The sequence below is a fragment of the Nonomuraea sp. B12E4 genome, from assembly GCF_039871825.1.
Taxonomy (GTDB): domain Bacteria; phylum Actinomycetota; class Actinomycetes; order Streptosporangiales; family Streptosporangiaceae; genus Nonomuraea.
Genome location: NZ_JBDPME010000054.1, coordinates 13,079 through 31,641, shown reverse-complemented (window position 1 = coordinate 31,641; position 18,563 = coordinate 13,079). Strand labels below are relative to the sequence as shown.

General features: G+C 67.1%; 14 protein-coding genes and 5 pseudogenes. 9 read left to right on the top strand and 10 right to left on the bottom strand.

Annotated elements, in window-relative coordinates:
- On the top strand, window positions 1-1,036 hold a 1,036-nt coding region (locus ABGB18_RS47965; RefSeq protein ID WP_347702401.1), incomplete at its 5' end, for a histidine kinase.
- 40 nt (window positions 1,037-1,076) lie between these two features.
- Here ABGB18_RS47965 and ABGB18_RS47960 read toward each other — a convergent pair.
- The 3 genes and pseudogenes from ABGB18_RS47960 to ABGB18_RS47950 form a co-directional block, all read right to left on the bottom strand.
- Window positions 1,077-1,700, bottom strand: coding sequence for a hypothetical protein (locus ABGB18_RS47960; protein ID WP_347702400.1), 624 nt, complete (start codon window positions 1,698-1,700; stop codon window positions 1,077-1,079).
- A gap of 327 nt (window positions 1,701-2,027) precedes the next feature.
- Window positions 2,028-2,192 (bottom strand): annotated as a pseudogene (locus ABGB18_RS47955) (IS256 family transposase); the annotation flags it as partial.
- A gap of 866 nt (window positions 2,193-3,058) precedes the next feature.
- Window positions 3,059-3,325 (bottom strand): hypothetical protein, encoded by a 267-nt coding sequence (locus ABGB18_RS47950; protein ID WP_347702399.1) that lies wholly within the window; start codon window positions 3,323-3,325, stop codon window positions 3,059-3,061.
- Window positions 3,326-3,558: 233 nt separating this feature from the next.
- On the opposite strand from ABGB18_RS47950, the gene ABGB18_RS47945 reads away from it, so the two are divergent.
- The 3 genes from ABGB18_RS47945 (at window position 3,559) to ABGB18_RS47935 (ending at window position 6,820) form a co-directional block, all read left to right on the top strand.
- Window positions 3,559-5,328 (top strand): SpoIIE family protein phosphatase, encoded by a 1,770-nt coding sequence (locus tag ABGB18_RS47945; protein WP_347702398.1) that lies wholly within the window; start codon window positions 3,559-3,561, stop codon window positions 5,326-5,328.
- A 16-nt stretch (window positions 5,329-5,344) separates the two neighbouring features.
- Complete coding sequence (locus tag ABGB18_RS47940) at window positions 5,345-5,644, top strand: STAS domain-containing protein (RefSeq protein WP_347702397.1); 300 nt, start codon at window positions 5,345-5,347, stop codon at window positions 5,642-5,644.
- 765 nt (window positions 5,645-6,409) lie between these two features.
- A complete protein-coding gene (locus tag ABGB18_RS47935) occupies window positions 6,410-6,820 on the top strand; it encodes an ATP-binding protein (protein WP_347702396.1) in 411 nt (136 codons plus the stop codon).
- Window positions 6,821-6,975: 155 nt separating this feature from the next.
- Here ABGB18_RS47935 and ABGB18_RS47930 read toward each other — a convergent pair whose 3' ends face one another.
- Together ABGB18_RS47930 and ABGB18_RS47925 are read right to left on the bottom strand one after the other, a co-directional pair.
- On the bottom strand, window positions 6,976-7,308 hold the full coding sequence (locus ABGB18_RS47930; protein WP_347702395.1) for an STAS domain-containing protein: 333 nt from the start codon (window positions 7,306-7,308) through the stop codon (window positions 6,976-6,978).
- A gap of 126 nt (window positions 7,309-7,434) precedes the next feature.
- Window positions 7,435-8,034 (bottom strand): DUF5994 family protein, encoded by a 600-nt coding sequence (locus ABGB18_RS47925; RefSeq protein ID WP_347702403.1) that lies wholly within the window; start codon window positions 8,032-8,034, stop codon window positions 7,435-7,437.
- 743 nt (window positions 8,035-8,777) lie between these two features.
- On the opposite strand from ABGB18_RS47925, the gene prcB reads away from it, so the two are divergent.
- Window positions 8,778-9,524 (top strand): proteasome subunit beta, encoded by a 747-nt coding sequence (gene prcB / locus ABGB18_RS47920; RefSeq protein WP_347702394.1) that lies wholly within the window; start codon window positions 8,778-8,780, stop codon window positions 9,522-9,524.
- A 534-nt stretch (window positions 9,525-10,058) separates the two neighbouring features.
- Here the strand turns inward: prcB and ABGB18_RS47915 are convergent.
- A complete protein-coding gene (locus ABGB18_RS47915) occupies window positions 10,059-10,280 on the bottom strand; it encodes a hypothetical protein (protein ID WP_347702404.1) in 222 nt (73 codons plus the stop codon).
- Here ABGB18_RS47915 and ABGB18_RS47910 point away from each other — a divergent pair.
- Window positions 10,173-10,508: pseudogene (locus ABGB18_RS47910) on the top strand (phosphotransferase); the annotation flags it as partial. The gene ABGB18_RS47915 and the pseudogene ABGB18_RS47910 sit on opposite strands and share 108 nt — an antisense overlap.
- Window positions 10,509-10,749: 241 nt before the next feature.
- Here the strand turns inward: ABGB18_RS47910 and ABGB18_RS47905 are convergent.
- Window positions 10,750-11,564, bottom strand: a pseudogene (locus ABGB18_RS47905) (IS5 family transposase).
- A gap of 641 nt (window positions 11,565-12,205) precedes the next feature.
- On the opposite strand from ABGB18_RS47905, the gene ABGB18_RS47900 reads away from it, so the two are divergent.
- On the top strand, window positions 12,206-13,123 hold the full coding sequence (locus tag ABGB18_RS47900) for a sulfotransferase domain-containing protein (protein WP_347702393.1): 918 nt from the start codon (window positions 12,206-12,208) through the stop codon (window positions 13,121-13,123).
- An 890-nt stretch (window positions 13,124-14,013) separates the two neighbouring features.
- Here ABGB18_RS47900 and ABGB18_RS47895 read toward each other — a convergent pair.
- On the bottom strand, window positions 14,014-14,985 hold the full coding sequence (locus ABGB18_RS47895) for an STAS domain-containing protein (protein ID WP_347702392.1): 972 nt from the start codon (window positions 14,983-14,985) through the stop codon (window positions 14,014-14,016).
- A gap of 109 nt (window positions 14,986-15,094) precedes the next feature.
- Window positions 15,095-15,661 (bottom strand): transposase, encoded by a 567-nt coding sequence (locus tag ABGB18_RS47890; protein ID WP_347702402.1) that lies wholly within the window; start codon window positions 15,659-15,661, stop codon window positions 15,095-15,097.
- A gap of 75 nt (window positions 15,662-15,736) precedes the next feature.
- Between ABGB18_RS47890 and ABGB18_RS47885 the strand changes: the two are divergent.
- Window positions 15,737-16,450 (top strand): annotated as a pseudogene (locus tag ABGB18_RS47885) (transposase family protein); the annotation flags it as partial.
- A 27-nt stretch (window positions 16,451-16,477) separates the two neighbouring features.
- On the opposite strand, the gene ABGB18_RS47880 reads toward ABGB18_RS47885, so the two are convergent.
- Window positions 16,478-16,753 carry a hypothetical protein gene (locus ABGB18_RS47880; RefSeq protein ID WP_347702391.1) on the bottom strand — a complete coding sequence of 92 codons (276 nt, stop codon included), beginning with the start codon at window positions 16,751-16,753 and terminating at the stop codon, window positions 16,478-16,480.
- Window positions 16,754-17,746: 993 nt separating this feature from the next.
- On the opposite strand from ABGB18_RS47880, the pseudogene ABGB18_RS47875 reads away from it, so the two are divergent.
- Window positions 17,747-18,519 (top strand): annotated as a pseudogene (locus tag ABGB18_RS47875) (transposase family protein).
- Window positions 18,520-18,563 lie beyond the last annotated feature (44 nt).

Genomic DNA, 18,563 nt, shown 5'->3' with positions numbered 1-18,563 from the left:
GCTGACCTTGACCGCGACGACATCCCCGACCTGTACCGGTAGCCGCCATCGGCCGATCATGGGCACCAGCCCCCGGTCCACACCCCTGCCCGCCGGGCAGGAAGACCCGCGTCTGCCCAGCGGGAGGGGTGTGGTCAGCGGCCTGGTGGCGTACACGCCGGCCTGGGCGGACTACTTCTCGTTCGCACTGACCATCGCGCTGTCGCCGGCGCTGCCCGTGGCGGTGGGAAACGTCGTGCGCCTGCGTGAGGAAATGGCCCAGCGCAACGCGCAGGAGGCGGCCAAGCACGCGGTACGGGCCGAGCGCCGCCGCATCGCCCGCGAACTGCACGACGTGATCGCCCATCATGTCAGCGTGGTGAGCCTGTACATGGGCGTCGCCAGAAGGACCATCCCCATCGACCCGGAGCAGGCCCAGGAGACCCTGCTCACCGGCGATTCCGGTCCTGGCCACAACTGCCAGCCGTGCGTCCATGACCACCTCGCCCGGCGCCCGCGGCGGCCGGCCCTCCCTGAGCTGGAAGGGCGTCAACCGCGCGCTCGACCAGCCGTGCCCCCACTGCCAGAGGCGCTGGTCCCCAGGCACCTCCAGCCGAGCCCCGCGGACGAACAGCACGGCCGGGAAACTGAGATCACGAACCGTCGCCCCCACCTCGGGGAGCGCGTCCACGACCGCCGCCAGTCCAGGCGAAATCCCGCCTCCGCTCGTGCCGACGACCAGCGGAACCCCGGCGTACCGCTCCACCGGGACCTCCTGCCGGTCCGTGGAGTCGACGACGAACCACAAGGCCCCGACTGCGGTCGCCGCGACGACCAGCGTCGTGAGCATGCCTATCAGGCTGCCCGGATGCCACCGCAGCGTCCGCCATGCCAACCACGCCACCTCACCACCTCCGACCCGGGCCTCGGAAGGGACCGGGCCCGCGTTCCAGCACGATTCCTTGGGCTTTCCTCAAGCGTGCCGGTCATGGCGGTCCCACTCCTCGGCCGCTGGACGGATTCCGCCGCGGTACTGCGGTCCTCCCGGACGGCATGATCGGGACCTCGGTACCGGTGGAAGCGTGCAACCTGATCTGTCAATGCTTGGCTTCAAGGGCGGACAGGAGACGGTCGAGGTCGCGGTTGTTGCGGCAGCGTACGACCTTGTCCGGATACGTGCCGAGCCGGTCACGTGTCGTGGCAGCGGAGTTGCCGCGTCCGGCGTCGAGTTGCTCGTCGGTTGCGATCGGTCCGCCGGGGTAGCGCATGACGTCTCGCAAGAAGCGGGCCAGGAGCCGCAAGCCCTTGTGGGGGTTGGTGCCGTGCATGGAACGTATGGCGTGGCGGCGCAGGATACGCCAGACAGCGATCGGCGGCGGAGTGTCCAGCCACACGATGAGATCGGCCGCTTCGAGGAGGGGATCGGTCCAGCCGCAGAGCGCGCTCGCCGTGACCCATGCCGGCTCGGCCGCGATCCTGGCAGCTTCGGCACGCCAGGCGGCGGCAACTTGAGGGTCGCCGTTGAGGAAGGGCAGCGGCAGGAAGTCGAGGTCGATGTGCTCGACCCTGAGTCGTGCACCGGCCCGCTCGGCAAGCGTCGTCTTGCCGGCGCCGGCTATGCCCATGATGTGCGCGCGCTTGGGCGTACTGCCGACATCCAACCCGCTCACCTCCTGGCGATCATCGTGCCAGGGCCGGATCGACCCGCTTTCGATGTCCATCTTGATCGGCCAGGTGGGGAAGTCGGCCCCATCGTGGGTGTAGTTGTTCGTTGCGCCGGATTTCGATCTCCATGGTGCCGACGCGCAGCAGGCAACCATCGCGTGTGGCGCCGGTGGCGCGGGCGGTCAGTTCGATCGCGGCCTCGTGGCTGGCGCCGCGTAGGTAGAGCCCGCAGTAGTTGTAGCGGTCGGGGTTGGTCGTGCGGCGTCTTTCTCCTCGTGACGTTCCAGCAGCACACCGCGTTCGAAGCGGGTGCGCGTACGGACGAGGGCGACCAGGTGAGGGCGTTCACCGTTCGCCAGCGTGCCTGGGCCGATTCGATGAGCTTGGCGACCGTTCTCATCGCGCTCACCGGCGAAGGCGGCAACGTAGGCGTCCACCTCGGCCTGCAACGCGACGGCGAGCATCTGGCGGGCACCCTCGCGGACGATCTGATCGATCAGCGAAGCCGACGTGGGCAGCGGGCTGTCGTCAGCGGGCGGCTCGGGCACTACGGTAAGCGGCACGGGTGTGCCTTCCCGACCGACGCTGCAACGTCGGCCTTATCTCGAAACCATCATCGGATGATCCGGGAAGGTACACCCTTCCCAGCAGATCCACAGGTTTCGATCATTGCTCTCGGCCCTGCCGCCCGAGACGAAGGTCTCTGCACTGGAAGTCATTCGAGTTCTTGAGCGCCACAGGATTGACCGGCGCTTGGATGTGTCTGTGGTAAAGCCGGGCGTGTCCCGCCCTCCAACCCTTCCTATCAGGCCCTTTGTAGGGTGCCGATTGGGTCTGGCATTACTGTCCGGCCCGAGGGGCCCGATAGTCGACATCACAAACCGGACAGTTCGCTCTCAGCTATCGGTCCGCCGATGTGCCGGACGCGTGCCGAAGAGCATGTGGCGAGCATGAACTCGGCCATCTTCGCCTCGCAGAAGACGCTCGAGGATCGAGAAAATGCAGGTCGGATGGGGTATGGAGCGGGCCGGCATTCGAGAGGAAGGCGCCCCACCGGCGCCTTCCTCTGCTTCGTCCTTCGCCTGTCGGCGGTTTCTGTGTCGGCCAGGCTGCCAATCATGATCAGACGGGATTCGTCCCTGACACTGTGCGACGCTCGGCAAGGGCCGGTCAATAGGCTGGCCCCACTGGACTCGACGCCTGACAAGCGCGGCTGTCGGCCTTGTGCGAGAGACAGCCGCAGGAGCTCGTCAGAGAACCGGCATCCCAGGGTGCGGTCTCTGGGAGGAGGAGGTTGGCACGGGCCACCTCTCCGAGCCAGGCAACCGGGCGAAGGACTGGCGGTCCGCGCTCACCAGGCCGGATGTGGGAGCGGACGGTGTCCGTGCCGGCAGCCGCGCCTTTCGTACCGATATCAGTCTGTGGGCCCCAACCCGGCGATGCGTTGCTCGCGCACGTCCTGCAGAGCCCGCAGGTAGCCGATCTCCAAGGCACGACAGATCAGGTTGTTCATCTCGGCAGAGCCTTCGAGTCGTCCCCAACTGGAGAGCTCATCGGACACCGCCTCATCGGCCAAGCGCTCGTCGCCGGCATCACCAGAACGTGGCCCGTCGTAACGAATCCGGCCGATGAACTCGCTCCACTCCTCCAACTCGGCACCCGCGTCAGCATCGTTGTTCATACTGGCCATCGTGACCCGTGAGCACTCTCTTCGCGAGCCCATCCGGCGTACTCGGCGATGAACCACTCTCTTTCGCGAGATCGTGACAGCTGGCAACAGTCTGTAATGTAATTACGGGGCATCGCCGCGTCTCCGGACACGGCCCCTCCTCGTCGGGGACGATCTCTGGAGCTGACCGAGGCCCGCCGACTGTCTCCGGCTGGGAGCTGTACGTCTACGGCGGAAGGAACGGCGTGGCCCAGAACACGTCCGATGGGCAAGATCGACGGTGGGCCACGCAGCCAGAGTTCTGGCAGGAAGTGTTCGACCACCTGGGTGTCGGCGTGGCCGTGCTGGACTCCGCTGGCTGGATCATCGCGGTCAACCCCGCTGCCGAAGATCTGCTGGACCGCACCGCGTCGGCGATGAGTGGCCAGAACTTGCACGACCTGCTGCACCGCCACGCCGACGCCGCGACCATTCCGGATGAGCGGTGCCCGCTGCTCATGGCTCTCACCGATCACATCCGCGCCCGCGAGAGAGACAGCTTCCTGAGCGGTGACGGATATCTCATCCCTGTCACCTGGTTCAGCGCTCCTGTGACCAGAAACGGCCATGTGCTCGGCATGACCGTGCTGTTCGCCGGCGACGCGACCGACCGGGAAACAGCGGACGATCTAGCAGCGCATGTGATCGCCTTGGAAGGCCTGACGGACCGGCTGGCCCTGGCCACGGAGATCGCCACCGCCCTGGCGCATACCCTGGACACCGAGGAGGCCCTCGCTCGGCTCGGTCGCTTGCTGGTGCCCCGCCTGGCCGACTGGGTCGCCATCGACCTACGTACGGACGAAGGCATCCGAAGGGTAGCGGTGATCGGGCCCGAAGGCCGTGACGCCGATCAGGAAGCATGGCGGGGCCCCCTTCCTGCATTGGACGAACACTCCCATTCCTCCCTGGTACGGGTGTTGCACAGCGGCGAGTCGGTCCTGCTGGGGCCAAGGGAAATCGCCACCCCGCCCGATTCGCCCCTGGCCGCCGTCCAATCAGGATTCCTCCAAGCGCTGGGCGCCACCTCCGTGATCACCGTGCCCTTGGGAACAGTCCGGCGGGTCACAGGTGCCCTCACCCTGGCCCGTACCGACGCCGCTCGGCCCTTCGAGGCCATCGAAGTGTCCCTGGTCTGCGACATAGGCCAACGCGTCGGCCTCGCCATCGACAACACCCTGCTGTTCGGCCGCCAACGCGAGATCGCCGAGGCCATGCAGCGCAACCTGCTCATCCCCATGCCCCAACCCGGCCGGCTGCGCCTGGCAGCCCGCTACCAGCCCGCCCCGGTCGGATCTCAGGTGGGCGGCGACTGGTACGACGTGTTTCTCCTGCGTGACGGCGCCACCGCTCTGGTCATCGGCGACGTCATCGGCCACGACCTGGCCGCCGCCGCAGGCATGGCCCAACTGCACGGTATGCTGCGCGCCCTGGCCTGGGACCGGACGGGACCGCCCAGCGCCGTCATCGACCGCCTCGACGAGGCCGTCCCGGCCATCACAAATGTCCCTCTTGCCACGGTGGTCTTGGCTCGCGTCGAGGGTCCGGAAAACGGTCCCTGGAAACTGCGATGGACCAATGCCGGCCATCCCCCACCCCTCCTGGTCACCCCCGACGGCCGCGCCGAATACCTAGAACAGGGACAAGGCCTACTGCTGGGCACCGGTCTAGGCGACCTCAGCCGACCGGACGCCACGGCACCCCTGCCTCCCCGCTCCACCCTTCTGCTCTACACCGACGGCCTGATCGAAGTCCCCGGCACCGATCTGGACACCGGTCTGGGGCGTCTACGCCGCCACGCCGCCGCCCTGGCCTGCCATCCCCTGGACGACTTCTGCGACCAGATCCTCGCCCGCATGCCTCCAGGCAACACCGACGACATCGCCCTCTTGGCCCTGCGCATCCCGACCACCTCGCCTTCGGCCCGCCGAGCGCGGCGGGCAGAAGCCGATGTCCGGGCGCGCCGGCGTAGCAGGTAGAGCGATCCCGTCCTGGTTGCAGGACGCGAGCTTCTCGGTGGTTTCAATCGTTTCGGGCACCGGGGACGCCCGATCCACGACGCCGAGCCTGACGTGGCGGCTCGCGGGCGACACCGCCGTGGTCGAAGTCGTGGGGCTGCTGGATGCCACCACGCGCAAGCAGTTCGCCGACTATCTCGCCCAGACCGGCTCGTCGGTGATCTTGGGCCTGACCGGGGTGAGCTTCATGAACTCGCGCGGCCTGAGATTGATCGTCCACCGCTGGCAGGCAGCCACCGCGTCCGGCGTCGGCGTCGGCTATCCCGCCTCAAGGTGATGTGGATCACCGGTCTGGCCGAGCCCTGCCGCTCTACGGCACCCTTGAGGAGGCCCTGCCGCCATCCTCTGATGTCCCGTCCTGAACTCAGCAAAGTTGAGGCCTCAAACGGCCCGGCCAGCGGACGGGCAGGGGGCGAGCCTAAGCCTGCCGTACGCGGAGGGTGATCGGCTCGGGTTCGGGACCGGCGGCGATCGGGGCCCGGGGGACCGGAGCCGAGCGGAAGGTTCTTCGTTCGCGAAGGTCTCAATGGTTGTAGACGGGGTAGGTCAATAATGACCGTGCTTAGCCACGTGTTTGCCGATCTGGTCGGAAGTGGCGGCCGCCACGAGCCGCTGGTTTCGGCGAGTGCATCGCGTAACGAGGTATGCGACGCACCTGCCGCCCCGAGGAGATTCCCCGGACGGGTGGTCCGGTTGCCGGACATGTCGCGACAGCGACACCGCCCGATCAGAAGGAACCCCCGTCCGCGGGGAGTGAGCCACTCATGTCAGTGCACGCCAGCTCAAACCAACCCGTGCCGGGCCACGCTGCGCCGGATTGCCCCGTCCCGCCCGACCGGACACAGCCCGGCTGGGACAACACTTCCGACCCGCGATCTCACTGAGCGGCCATCGCGGTGAAAGCGCATTCAGCAGAACGGATGCGGCGTGTCCGGGTGGCCGTTTCTCCGAGGACCGGAGGGCCGCGCTTGGTCACAGGTGATGAGGCCGTGTGATCATGTGTGAGTTCCTCGGGCCGCCGCCAGAGTGCCGGAACCCGCTGATGACCTGGACGCTCCCGATGGCCGGCTCCGCGGACCGGGCCGCAGTTGCGACCGCGTTACGCCAGGGCTTGACCGCGCATGCCGTCGGGCAGGGACTGTCGCGGGCCCGTTGTGAGGATCTTGTGCTGGCCGTGCACGAGGGCGTGGCCAACGCGGTCGAACATGGCGGCGGATTCGGTCGGCTTCGGCTGTGGCGGGCCGATCGCCTGCTCTGCTGCGAGATCAGTGACCATGGCGCCGGTATCCCGGCCCGCCATCAGGAGCAGACCTCGATGCCGGGTCGTACCGGCGTCAGGGGCCGCGGACTGTGGCTGATGGCTCGGCTCAGCGACATGCTCACGTTGAGCACTGGCCCGGCCGGAACCACCGTGGTAGTCGTCATACGCCTGACCAGCGATCTGCATCTGTGAGGAGCTCGCTGACGAGACGCTCAGGCGGGAGATCCATGAGGGCGGACAAGCACAAGAAGCGATCTTTTCTGGAGGGACGGACCCCGTCAAACCACAGGTCAGAGCTGCCCGTGCCTCGACCACGGTGATCTCGCGACGGGATGACGTGGGACCAGTTATCGGTCTGACGCCTCGATCGGGAAGCTGCGGTCCAGGCCGGTGATGCGCAGCAGGCGGGCCACGCGCGGGGGAAGGCCGGTCAGGGCCAGTGTGATGCCCCGTGCCCGGGCACGGCTCTGCACGCCGATCATCACGCCCAGCCCGCCGGCCCCGCAGAAGGTGACCTGGGACAGGTCCAGGACGAGCAGGTCGGCGCTGTGGGCGAGAGTGTTGAGCAGCCGCTGGCGCAGCTGAACTGTGGTGAAGATGTCGATGTCCCCCGACAGGTGCACGAGAGTCGGTGCCGAGGCCGTCACCCCGTCGAGCGGGGCGGTGTTGAGGGCTGTCATCGAGGGTCTCCTTACGGGAGAAAGCTGTGATGCGATGAGATGCCTGCCGGCCGGAGATCGGCCCGCCGCCTGAACGGGCGGTGCCTGAACCGCTCGATCCGGCCGGCAGGCGGCACGTGGGTGCCTTCACGCCGGTGCTGAGGCCCAGTCGGTTGAGGCGGTCGCCTCCTGCGCGATGACCGATCCGCCCTCGTTCTCCCAGTAGGCGGGGCTGTCGACGGTCCCCGCACGAATGGTGACGTGGAACCCGGGATCGGGTGGCAGGCCGACCAGGGTGAAGATGGCGTCGGCGGTCAGGCCGGCGGTGTCCTGGGCAGTGAGCTTGAGCGTGGCCTTGGCAGTGCCGGCGGCGGTCTCGGGTGGGATGATCAGCAAGACGATCGGCTCACCGGCGGCGAAGGACAGAGTGATCACGCGCGGGTCGGTGTGGCGGAACCAGCCGATGCGGACCTGCCGCCCGCGGGCCGGGATGCGGCGTGGAATGCGCCGCCACGCGTCCTGGTGCACGCCTATCCGTAGCGTGATCCGGCCCAGTCGCTGGTCGACGGCGGCGATGAGACCGGGCAGCTCGGCCGCCGCGTCGCGGGAGTAGGGCCACCAGGCCCCGTCCACCACGGCTCGGCGATCCAGCACCGGGTGGAGACTGAGCCGTAGCGCGGAATCGCATCGAGGGATCGCACAGGAGACGGGGTTGAGCGGTGCGGGTTGAGAAAGAAGTGTCGGCATCATAGTCGGCTGACCTGTCCAGGCCCTTTCGAAAGGGGCCGATGGTGGTTCGCCGGGGGCGACGCAGACCTGGATGCCGACGCTCGAAAAGTCCTCGGTGTCTTCACCCTACCTCACGACTTCCGAAGAATGCGGAAGTGCCTTCCGGAAACACAAACCGGTCGCGAGCAGTTGCGCTGCCCGGCCCGTACGCGAGGGCTCACCGCCGGCCGACTCCAGCACGACCAGATACGCCTCCCGGCTGCGCGGCTGACTGTCCGACCAAGCCGACACCGGGGCGCTGGACGGCGACCCGCTCACCGACTCCATCGCCGCCACCGCGCGCGGTACGCGACTTCCGCCGCCACCTCAAACGGCCGCCGCGCCCCCGACACCATCGACACCTACCTGTCAGCCATCGACGACTTCTACACCCGCCGCGGCCTCGGCAAACCCCCGACCCGGCGCGAACGGCGACGCCCGCCACACCGCACCCCGCGCGCTGGACGAGCCCCGCGCCCGCCACTACATCCGCCACGTCCAGCTCAGCTGGATTAGCTCGGCCAGACGACCTCCCGTCGGAGTTGCATCGGGCAGCCTGGCAAACAGCGACGCAACATGAGTAGGGTCCCCCCAGGGACACTGACCTTGGAGGGAGTCGCGTGGCGTCGAACAGGGATCTGCCCGTCGGCTTGGTGAACCGGCTCTTCGGAAACACCGGAAACTCTTCGTTCACGGAGTTTGTCAGCTCGTATGCGCCTGAGTTGCTGCCGCTGCGGGATGAGGTCCTGGCCACCCCGATAGGCGACCAGATTCCGCACGCGACCACGATCATCGCCGCCACCTACGCCGGCGGCGTGGTGATGGCGGGCGACCGGCGGGCGACGTCGGGCAACGTCATCTCCCAGCGCGACGTGGAGAAGGTGTTCCGCGCCGACGACTACTCGTGCATGGGGATCGCGGGTACAGCCAGCACCGGCATCGAGATGGCCCGCCTGTATCGGGTGGAGCTGGAGCACTACGAGAAGATGGAGGGCCGCACGCTGTCGGTGGCGGGCAAGGCCAACCGGCTGGCCGCCATGATCCGCGGCAATCTCGCCATGGCGATGCAGGGGCTGGTGGTGGTGCCGCTGTTCGCCGCCTACGACCCGGACAGGGACGAGGGCCGGATCTTCAGCTACGACGTGGCGGGCGGGCCGTACGAGCGGGAGAGGTTCGACGCCATCGGCTCGGGCTCGATCTTCGCGCGCGGGGCGCTGAAGAAGCTCTACCGCGACGGCGCCTCGGCCGAGGACATGGTGATGACGCTCATCCAGGCGCTCTACGACGCGGCCGACGACGACTCGGCGACCGGCGGGCCCGATGTGGCCAGGAAGATCTGGCCGCTTGTGTCGGTGATCGATGCCGACGGGTTCCGCAAGCTGACCGACCAGCAGGTGGCCGGCTACGTGGAGCAGATGCTCGAGGCCCGCCTGATCTCGCCCGACGGCCCCATCGCCCCGCTGCGCTAGAAAGGGCCGGGATGCGGCGCGGAGTTCTCCGCCCTGTCACCGGCGCGGCTTGGTGCGGCCAGTCATCATGGCATCTCTTCAGTGGGGCGGGGGACGCTCGACGGCGCCGCAGCATCCGCTGCGAGAACGATCCGGTCATCGCACCAGGCAGAGGTCCTTCGCTTGTTCTGTGTGGCCCCCTTCCCGCTGGAAAGCGGTTATCGGTTTGGAAGTGAGCTGGGCGCGAAGTGCCCGTTTCCGCTGGTTGCCCGCTCCTGTGGTCTAGGACGGATAGGCGCCATCGACCGATGACCTCGTAGGAGGCACTTCATGGCCGGACCGGAGAACACCGACACCAAGCCTCCCATCATCCTCATCCACGGGCTGTGGCTTAGAGGTCCTAACAGAATGATCAGCTTTGCGTGGGCGGCGTCGTTAGGTGACGGGCATACTGGTCATGTGGGGGATGACGAGGACGAGCCGCTGGTTGGTGGCCGGATGACATAGGGCGTCGTGCGCCGCCGCGAGCGGGTGCTGCGCCCTTTGGGTCCCTGGTCAGGGGCAGTCCAGGAGTACCTCGGTCATCTGGAAAGCGTGGGCTTTCCTGGTGCCCCTCATGTTCTTGGCGTCGAGGGAGACCGCGAGGTACTGACCTATCTGGACGGAGAGGTGGCTGCCGATCCCGCCTGGCAGCCGGGTCGCGGGCACCGCCTGCCTGCGCACGTCCGTAGCGACGATGCGCTCATCGGCACCGGACGGCTCATCCGTGACCTGCACGAGGCATCACGTGGATTCCGTCCTCGTTGTACCGCCTACCGCTTTCATCCCTGCCCGCCTCGCCCTGGCCAGATCATCTCCCATGGCGACCTCGGGCCGTGGAACACCGTTTACCGCGACGGTCTCCCCGTGGCGTTCATCGACTTCGACAGCGCGGGACCGGTCGATCCTGTGGACGAACTGGCCGCGGCCGCGTGGGCCTTCGTGCCTCTGGCGCCCGATCGGCGCCTGCGCGAAGCGGGATTCGACCCGATCCCTGACCCGCCGGCCCGGCTGCGCTTGTTCGTGGACGCCTACGGCCTGCCAGACCGCCCTGCCATCCTGCCCGCCCTACAACGTAGCGTCCTGGCCCACGCGGAGCGCATCGCCACGTGGCCGCTGTCACCGGCCGATGCCGCCGGGTCCCTGGAACACATGGCCAACGAACTCCGCTGGCTCCACACCATGACCCCCGCCCTTGAGCGCGCCCTCAGCGGGCGAGACGTCGCCAGCAGATGTTTCGCTGCGGCGAGGGTCATGAAGGCCTCGTGGATGTCGTCGCGGATCTCCCAGCGGATGCGCAGGCGGCGGAACCAGTGCGGCAGCGCGATCGTCTGCTCGATCACCCACCGGTGCACGCCCAGGCCGGAGCCGTGCTCGGTACCCCGGCGGGCGATGACCGGCTTGACCCCGGTGGCCCAGACCATCCGCCGGTACTTGTCGTGGTCGTAGCCTCTGTCGGCGTACAGCGCCTTGGGCCGTCGGCGAGGTCGGCCGCGCCGCCCCCGTATCGGCGGGACGGACCGCAGCAGCGGCATGACCTGGATGACGTCATTGCGGTTGCCGCCGGTCAGGCTGAGTGCGAGGGGGATGCCGTTGCCGTCGGCGATGACGTGGTGCTTGGAGCCCGTCTTGGCGCGGTCGACCGGGCTCGGACCGGTTTTGGGCCGCCCTTCAGCGCCCGGATGTGGGAGCTGTCGATCACCGCCTTGGACCAGTCCAGCTTGCCCGCGGCATGCAACTCTGCCAGCAGCAGTTCGTGCAACTTCTGCCACAACCGGGCGGCATGCCAGTCCCGCAGCCTTCGCCAGCAGGTCATCCCCGAACCGAAGCCCAGCTCTTGGGGCAGGAACCTCAGGCGATACCGGTGTAGAGCACGAACAAGATTCCCGACAGGACTTTCCGATTGTCCAGGCGCTTGCGGCCCGGATGATCAGTGCGGCGTGGTACGACCGGCAGCAACGGTTCGATTCGCGCCCACAGCTCATCCGAGACGATCCACGGTGGCTGCTCGCCCTTTCTCACACTGGTGATCAACCTGAAAGTGATCAGCAGTATTCCTAGATCATTCTGTTAGGACTTCTTACTCCACGCGCCTGGGAGCACTGGACCGAGCGCTACATCCAGCTCAGCCACGAGGTGCTCGTCCCGGCCTGGCCGGGCATGAAGATCGTCCCTGCGACGCGCCTCACAAAGCCAAAATTACGAAGCGCCGTCCCCGGAGCCCCGCCCAACTGGTTTTGCTTGCAACTACCGACCGCACTTGTTCGTGAGTGGCGACCGCACCCCGAGCTTCAGCGAAGTTGATGTTTGCCAGTTCTGACCGCACCCCGACGGCAGGCGGCAATGGACCGCTGACCTGGGCTCACGACGGCCGACCGGATCTGTCCGGGAGCGGCCATACCGAGCTGCCCGGTGGCGGCAACGCGATTACCTAGCGTGATTGGCGTCCAAGGTAGACGCGCGCGTAGCCGCCGTTCGGCGCTCATCCTCTGGCCTTCATGATGCCCCCGCGGAGTGTTCGAGATCGGACATTATGGGCGGGTGCTGCGCCACGTACTGTTGCGCGACGCCCTTCGGAACCTCAGTCTTGAGCCCTCGGCAGGATGTCGTGCGGTGAATCATCTGGGCCTCACGGGATCGGATCCGCTGCGAGGATGACGGCCGTGCGCCGCTACAAGACGAGTATGTACGACAGCAACCGCTGGGACGGCTTCGAGCTCCGCCCCGGCGACATCATCATCAGCACCCCGCCAAAGTGCGGGACGACGTGGACGCAGATGATCTGCGCCCTGCTCATACTGCAGGAACCGGAGCTCCCGCTCCCGTTGGACACGCTCTCGCCGTGGATCGACATGGTGACTCGCGCCCGCACAGACGTGTTCGCGGACCTGGAAGCCCAGACGCACCGCCGGTTCATCAAGACCCACACGCCGCTCGACGGGATACCCAACGATCCGACGGTCACCTACATCTGCGTCGGGCGGGACCCGCGCGACGTGGGGCTGTCGATCGACCACCATATCGACAACACCGACATCGACGCGTTCCTCAGCCAACGCAAACGGGCGGCCGCGATCGACGGTATCGAGCTCGGACCATTGCGGCCACCGCGGCCGCGCCCCGACGGCGAGCGGGACCGCTTCTGGCAGTGGGTCGACGACGAGACGCCATCGACGCAGGTCGGGTCGTCGCTGCGGCGCACTGTAGAGCACCTGCAGACGTTCCGGGACGCCGCCGACGATCTCGACGTCGTGTACTTGCACTACGACGACCTGAAGGCCGACCTGGAGGGGCAGATGCGGCAGATGGCCGCGCGCCTCGGCATCGACGTCGAGGAGCACCGATGGCCCCGCCTGGTCCAGGCGGCGACGTTCGAGTCGATGCGCAGCCGGGCCGACACGACCGTCCCCGCCGGCGGTCCGGAGCACTGGATCGATCCCGCCGCGTTCTTCAGCCGCGGCACGAGCGGCCAGTGGCGCGACCTCCTCGACGACGCCGACCTCGCCCGGTACGCCGCGCGCGTGCGGGCGCTCGCGTCCGACGATCTCGTCGAGTGGGTGCATCGCGAGCCGATCGACTGAGATCCCCGTCCGGCGGTATACCCGCACCACCCAAAGCTGATCGTCAGCGCCGCCCGCCGCCCATAACTGCCGATCCGCGCTCGGGACCAACATCAGGGGTCTGCGCCTCAACCGACGCCGGATTCGGCGATCGGGGCAGTGTGGCAGCGCGTCGGCTAGCGAATCTGGTCACACTCTGTGATGGTCGTAGCGCCTTCTTCCTTGCCGCCAGCGGCCAGATCCGGATGGCCGCCGACACTGCGCCGCCGCCCCGCCCCTCCTCGGTGCGAATGACCTTGGGGCCGGTGAGTGCGGTCAGCTCTCACGAACAACGGACCCGACTCCAGGCCCAAGATCGGGGTCGAAATTGGCGAGCAAACGCGGTCCGTTGTCGCGAACATAATCGCCCAACCCGGCTCCCGCCCGCCTACAGCACCCGCAACTGCACCTGGCCGCTGTTCAAGACCATCCCCTGCGTGTGTTGGATATCACCGGCGCGCTGGGGCCTGAACATCCACTCGGACACGGAGCAGGGCATCTCCGCCGTTACGGCGTGGTAGAACCACCGGCCGTCAGAGCCTGGTGGGCACAAGTCGGACCGGCAATCCGTCGTCTGAGCACCAGATCGCCTGCGCCCTGGCGGGCCAGCACGAGCCGCCTCGAATGCCGGATGAGGTGGCCGACTCGGAGGGCGCAAGTAGACAACAGGGCTTCGACGCTCAAAACGGCGTCCCGCCAAGCGCGTGGTGTCGACCGATGCGTGTGGATCATCAAGACCGGCGCGGCCGCGCAGGGCCAGCCCCGGTCGGTCCAGCAGCCGCGGCACCAGCGCCGACTCCAGGACGCTACTGTAACGAGGCTTCCGCCGGCACGCAGCCGACGCAGATGCCAACCGCGCAGGCGGCGCCGCTTCACCTCATTATCGGCAGGCTGCGGTCCAGACCGGTGATGCGAAGCAGCTTGGACATGAACGGGCGGGGCGCGATCAGGGCCAGGGCGGTGCCCATCGACCGGGCGCGGCGCTGGATGCCGACCATGACGGCCAGGCCGGACGCATCGCAGAAGGACACTCCGGACAGGTCGAGGATGAGCAGGCTCGTACTTGAGTTCAGGGTGCCCAGCAGGCGCGAACGCAGCGCCGGGCTTGTGAAGATGTCGAGCTCGCCGGACAGGCGGACGATGGTCGGCGCCGATCGGTCGGCTCTACCCAGCGGGAAGGCGTCAGCGACGATCATGCCATCCTCCCCTCGGAGAAGGGCCGCCGCCGGCCGCCGATCGGATTGGCCGCTCGACCGCCGGCGCGGCGGGCCTTCCGAATCCTGGTCGACGAAATGTCCGCCCTCGTTCTCCCATCCGGCGAGGTCGTCGGGCTCGGGCGCGCCCGTGGCCAGCTCGGCAGGCCGGTGCACCCCGGGTGAGCACGCCGCAGGGTCCGGGCCGGCGTCGGGAGGAACGACCATCAGGTTGACAGGTTCGGCCCCTACGAGGGTGAGGCGGAGCAGGTGAGGATCGGTTCCGTGCGAGCAGTCCACCATGACCTGCCGACCGCGGGCCGGAATGCGGTATGGGACGTCATCCCAGATGTCGGCGTGCAGGCCGACGCGTATGGTGATCTGGCCCAGGCACTTATCGACCGTGGCGATGAGGCCGGGCAATTCGGCGGCAGCGTTGTTAGAGTACGGCCACCACGCTCCGTCCCTGGTGCCCCGCCGGTCGAGGGCGGGATCCAGCCAGAGCCGGACCGCTGAGTCGGTCGTGAGGGGCGCGCCGCCTGCAGCGCTGAGCGGTGCTGTCGGCGTAAACAGTGTCATAATCGTTGGCCAGTCCGGCCTTGCAGGCCCGATAAGGTCTATCGCCGGGGGCGACGCCGACCTGAATGCCAACGCTCGAAAAGTCCTCGGTATTTCTATGTTACCGCCGAGTTCCGAAAATATACTATTCCGAAAGTAAAATGGGGGACTGATTTCGGAATTCTGCGAACACGGCCGCCCATCATGCCGCACATGTGTATCCATTCACGCTTGCCGTTGAGCTGAGGGTGGTTTGAGGTACACGCGCCGATTTCAACTGAATACATGGATCTTGGGATGGGTCGTCGTAGTTTGAGCTGGTGATCCCCGATCCCGCGAGTTGGAGTCGTGAGGAGCTGCTGGTTGCGCTGGCTGAGCGGGACGCTGTGATCGCCGCGTTGATGGCCGAGATCGAGCAGCTGGAACGGCGGGTGGGGATGGATTCGTCCAACTCCTCGATGCCGCCGGGCTCGGACGGTCCGGCGGCCCGAGCCAAACGCCCCAAGAACCCCAAGAAGCGCTCGCCCCGGCAGCGCGGATTCTCCTCTTCCAGCACGTCGTCGGACGATAGCGGGCCGCCGGCCGGCTTCTTGGCCGGGCCCGCCTTCTTCGCCCCAGCGGTGCCGTCCGCGCGGGCCTCTTTCACCCACAGCCGCAGGGTCTCGCGGTTGATGCCCAGGTCCCGCGCCACCGACGCGTACGTCCGCGCCGGGTCAGACAGATACAACGCGACGGCGTCCGCCTTGAACTCCGGCGGATACGACTTCATCGCCACGTGGAACTCCTTGCCTCCGGATTTCCATCATCCGGCACTCAAGGTGTCCACACATCGGGGCGAGGGCCCGTTCTCATCTTGCGCTGGTTCTGCGACGGCACCCGCATCCGGCAACTGGCAGCCGCTCACAGCGCAGGCGGCACGACCGCCTACCGCTACCTGCACGAGGGCATTGATGTCCTGGCCACGCACGCCCCGAACCTGCGCGAAGCCCTGAACGCGGCCCGGCAGGCGGGCCTGACGCATGTCAACCTCGATGGCATCGTCATCGCCACCGACCGTGTCGCCACTCCCGGCCCCAACGGCGCCGACCTGTGGTGGTCCGGAAAGCACAAGCATCACGGCGGCAACATCCAGGTCGTCTCCGCTCCCGACGGCCGGCCCTTGTGGGTCTCCGACGTACGACCGGGCCGCGAGCACGACATGACCTGCGCCCGCCACCACGGCGCCGTCACCGCCCTGGCCGCCGTCCGCGCCGACCTGCCGAGCCTGGCCGACCTGGGCTACGAAGGCGCCGCCGACATCATCCACGTCCCGATCAAGAAGAAGGCCGGCCGGCACAGGCTGAGCGACGATCAGCACACCTACAACAAGCTCCTGAGAGGCCTGCGCGGAGTCGGTGAACGCGCCAACGCCCTGCTCACCGTCACGTTCAAGGCCCTGCGCCGGGTCAGCCTCGACCCGTGGCGCATCGGGAAGATCGCCCAGGCGGCGCTGGTCCTGCTCTATCGCGAGAACGATTGGACCCTGCCACCATCACACAACGTGATCCTCAGTTACTGACAACAGCTCAGTGGGTTTGCCAGGCTGTTACGCATTCCAGCGCTCCAGGGCGTAATACCGCTTACCGTCGAAGGTGTACAGCTGGCACCGATACCGATAGCCGGACATTTTCCCTTCACTGTGGCATTGCTGCGCCCCCGCAGTCGTGCCGGGGAAGTACTCAATGTGTGACCAGAACCCGGCCAGCGCCGACCCGGACATAGGTCGCGCTACGGCCCCGGCGGGTGAGGACAGCGCAGCCGCGCCGGAAGTGATCGTCAGTGCGATGACGGCAGCGCCGACGGCGCGATTGATGATGGACATCGGTTTCCAATCTTGTTTCAGATAGATGGCTCGCTCGGTCGTTAATGCTTATAGGAAGGTCGAGATGCCCTGCCTTGTGGCGGTAAATCCCCCAGCCCACCGGATCGCGCGCCTTGTCGCGGGAGAGTAGTCCTTGGAGAGGCGATCATTGACCAGGGGACACATCCGCTGCCATGCGCGCTGGCCTTGAACAGGCGAAGCGCTTCACGCGTGCAACCGCCCCACATGGGCCTATCTTCCATGTGGCAAAAGTATGGTTTCGGGCGATGAAATCAGGCTGAAATTGCGCTGAAATTACGCTTGTCGAGGTTGAATGCGTGTTGCCGTCTACACGGCGAGGCCGAGGTCGTCGACACCACGCACCTCACACCCGCCCAGGCCTCCCTGCAGATCCGCAGTCGACTCGAGTTGCTCATCCAGACCCTCCTGCCCCGACCTTCGGACACGATCGACCTGTGACACGGGAGCGGGCCGCACCAGATGTAAGAAACTGGCGCGGCCCAGGCCACCCCAACTCAACCCCCCGCCCGCCAATACACCCGGTATGCACAGGACTTTGGACATCCGCGCAGCCGACTTCGGGCATCGACAACCGCTCGGACGGCAACGCTCAAGATCTGCAACCCGCCGAGAGCTACAGGTCAGCGTATGGATCGACTATTCGATCTCTACAAGACGGATGACCGCCGCGCCGACCGCGCGTGAACTTGGCCGAAGGCGGCTTGACCACTGCTTGGACGGGTCTGGGGTCAAGTCGGGCATGTCCCGCCCGCCAACGCTTCCATCAGGCCCTTCTGTTGGGTGTTGAGCGGGTCTGACTTTACGATCCGCCCCGAAGCGGCTAATGCCCGGCAGTGAACGTTTTCCAACCTCCTGGACGCATGCCCTGATCACAGCATGATCGCGATGCTGGTGTTCGGCTGTTGACGCAAAGAAGCTCCTGGTAGACGGGTTGATCACCACAATCCTCACCGTCGCAACCAGGAGCTTCAGGTGTTGTTCTATCGTGCTGCCGTCGATTTGTCGCATCAGACCCTGAACTTCGTCGCCGGGGTGATCCGGCGCCACCGTAAGTCCATGAGGTCGATCTGGCGGCGGCTGAACCCCGGCCGGCAGGCCCTGCTAGTGCCGGCTACCTGCGCAAAGGTGAGACGTTCGCGGAACTCGGCGCGGGGTTCGGAGTGTCCACCGCGACCGCGTGGCGGTACGTGGAGGAGACGGTGGCGCTGCTGTCGGCGCGCTCTCCCAAACTCACGGCGGCGTTGCGGAAGGCCAAGCGGGACGGGCTGCACTACCTGGTGCTGGACGGCACGCTGATCCACACCGACCGGATCAAGGCCGACCGGCCGTACTTCTCCGGCAAGCACCGCGTGCATGGGATGAACGTGCAGGTCATCGCCACACCGGACGGGACGATCCTCTGGACATCCGGAGCGCTGCCGGGCAAGGCGCATGACCTGAGTGCCGCCCGCATCTGGGGCATCCTGCGCGCCCTGGAGGAGGCAGGGATCATCACCCTGGCGGACAAGGCCTATCAGGGAGCCGAGGGCCCGGTCCGGACCCCGTACAAGGGCAAGAACAAGCCCGAGTCCCAGAAGCAGGCCAACCGCGCCCACGCCAAGCTCCGCGGGCCCGGCGAACGCGCGAACGCCCAGTTGAAGAGCTGGAAGATCCTCCGAAAGCTACGCTGCAGCCCTTCCAAGGCCGGCCACCTGTGCAAGGCCATCGCCGTCCTTCAAAACCACCGCGTCGCACAGGCAGCCTGAGGATGCAAAAGGTTCGATGACTCAAAGTGCCGCTCTATCCGCAA

Excerpts from the sequence above, each read along its gene's own strand:
- ABGB18_RS47960 (WP_347702400.1), bottom strand. The coding sequence starts at position 1,700 with ATGGACATCGAAAGCGGGTCGATCCGGCCCTGGCACGATGATCGCCAG.
- ABGB18_RS47950 (WP_347702399.1), bottom strand. The coding sequence starts at position 3,325 with ATGAACAACGATGCTGACGCGGGTGCCGAGTTGGAGGAGTGGAGCGAG.
- ABGB18_RS47930 (WP_347702395.1), bottom strand. The coding sequence starts at position 7,308 with ATGACAGCCCTCAACACCGCCCCGCTCGACGGGGTGACGGCCTCGGCA.
- ABGB18_RS47890 (WP_347702402.1), bottom strand. The coding sequence starts at position 15,661 with ATGAAGTCGTATCCGCCGGAGTTCAAGGCGGACGCCGTCGCGTTGTAT.
- ABGB18_RS47880 (WP_347702391.1), bottom strand. The coding sequence starts at position 16,753 with ATGTCCATCATCAATCGCGCCGTCGGCGCTGCCGTCATCGCACTGACG.
- ABGB18_RS47935 (WP_347702396.1), top strand. The coding sequence starts at position 6,410 with ATGACCTGGACGCTCCCGATGGCCGGCTCCGCGGACCGGGCCGCAGTT.
- ABGB18_RS47925 (WP_347702403.1), bottom strand. The coding sequence starts at position 8,034 with ATGCCGACACTTCTTTCTCAACCCGCACCGCTCAACCCCGTCTCCTGT.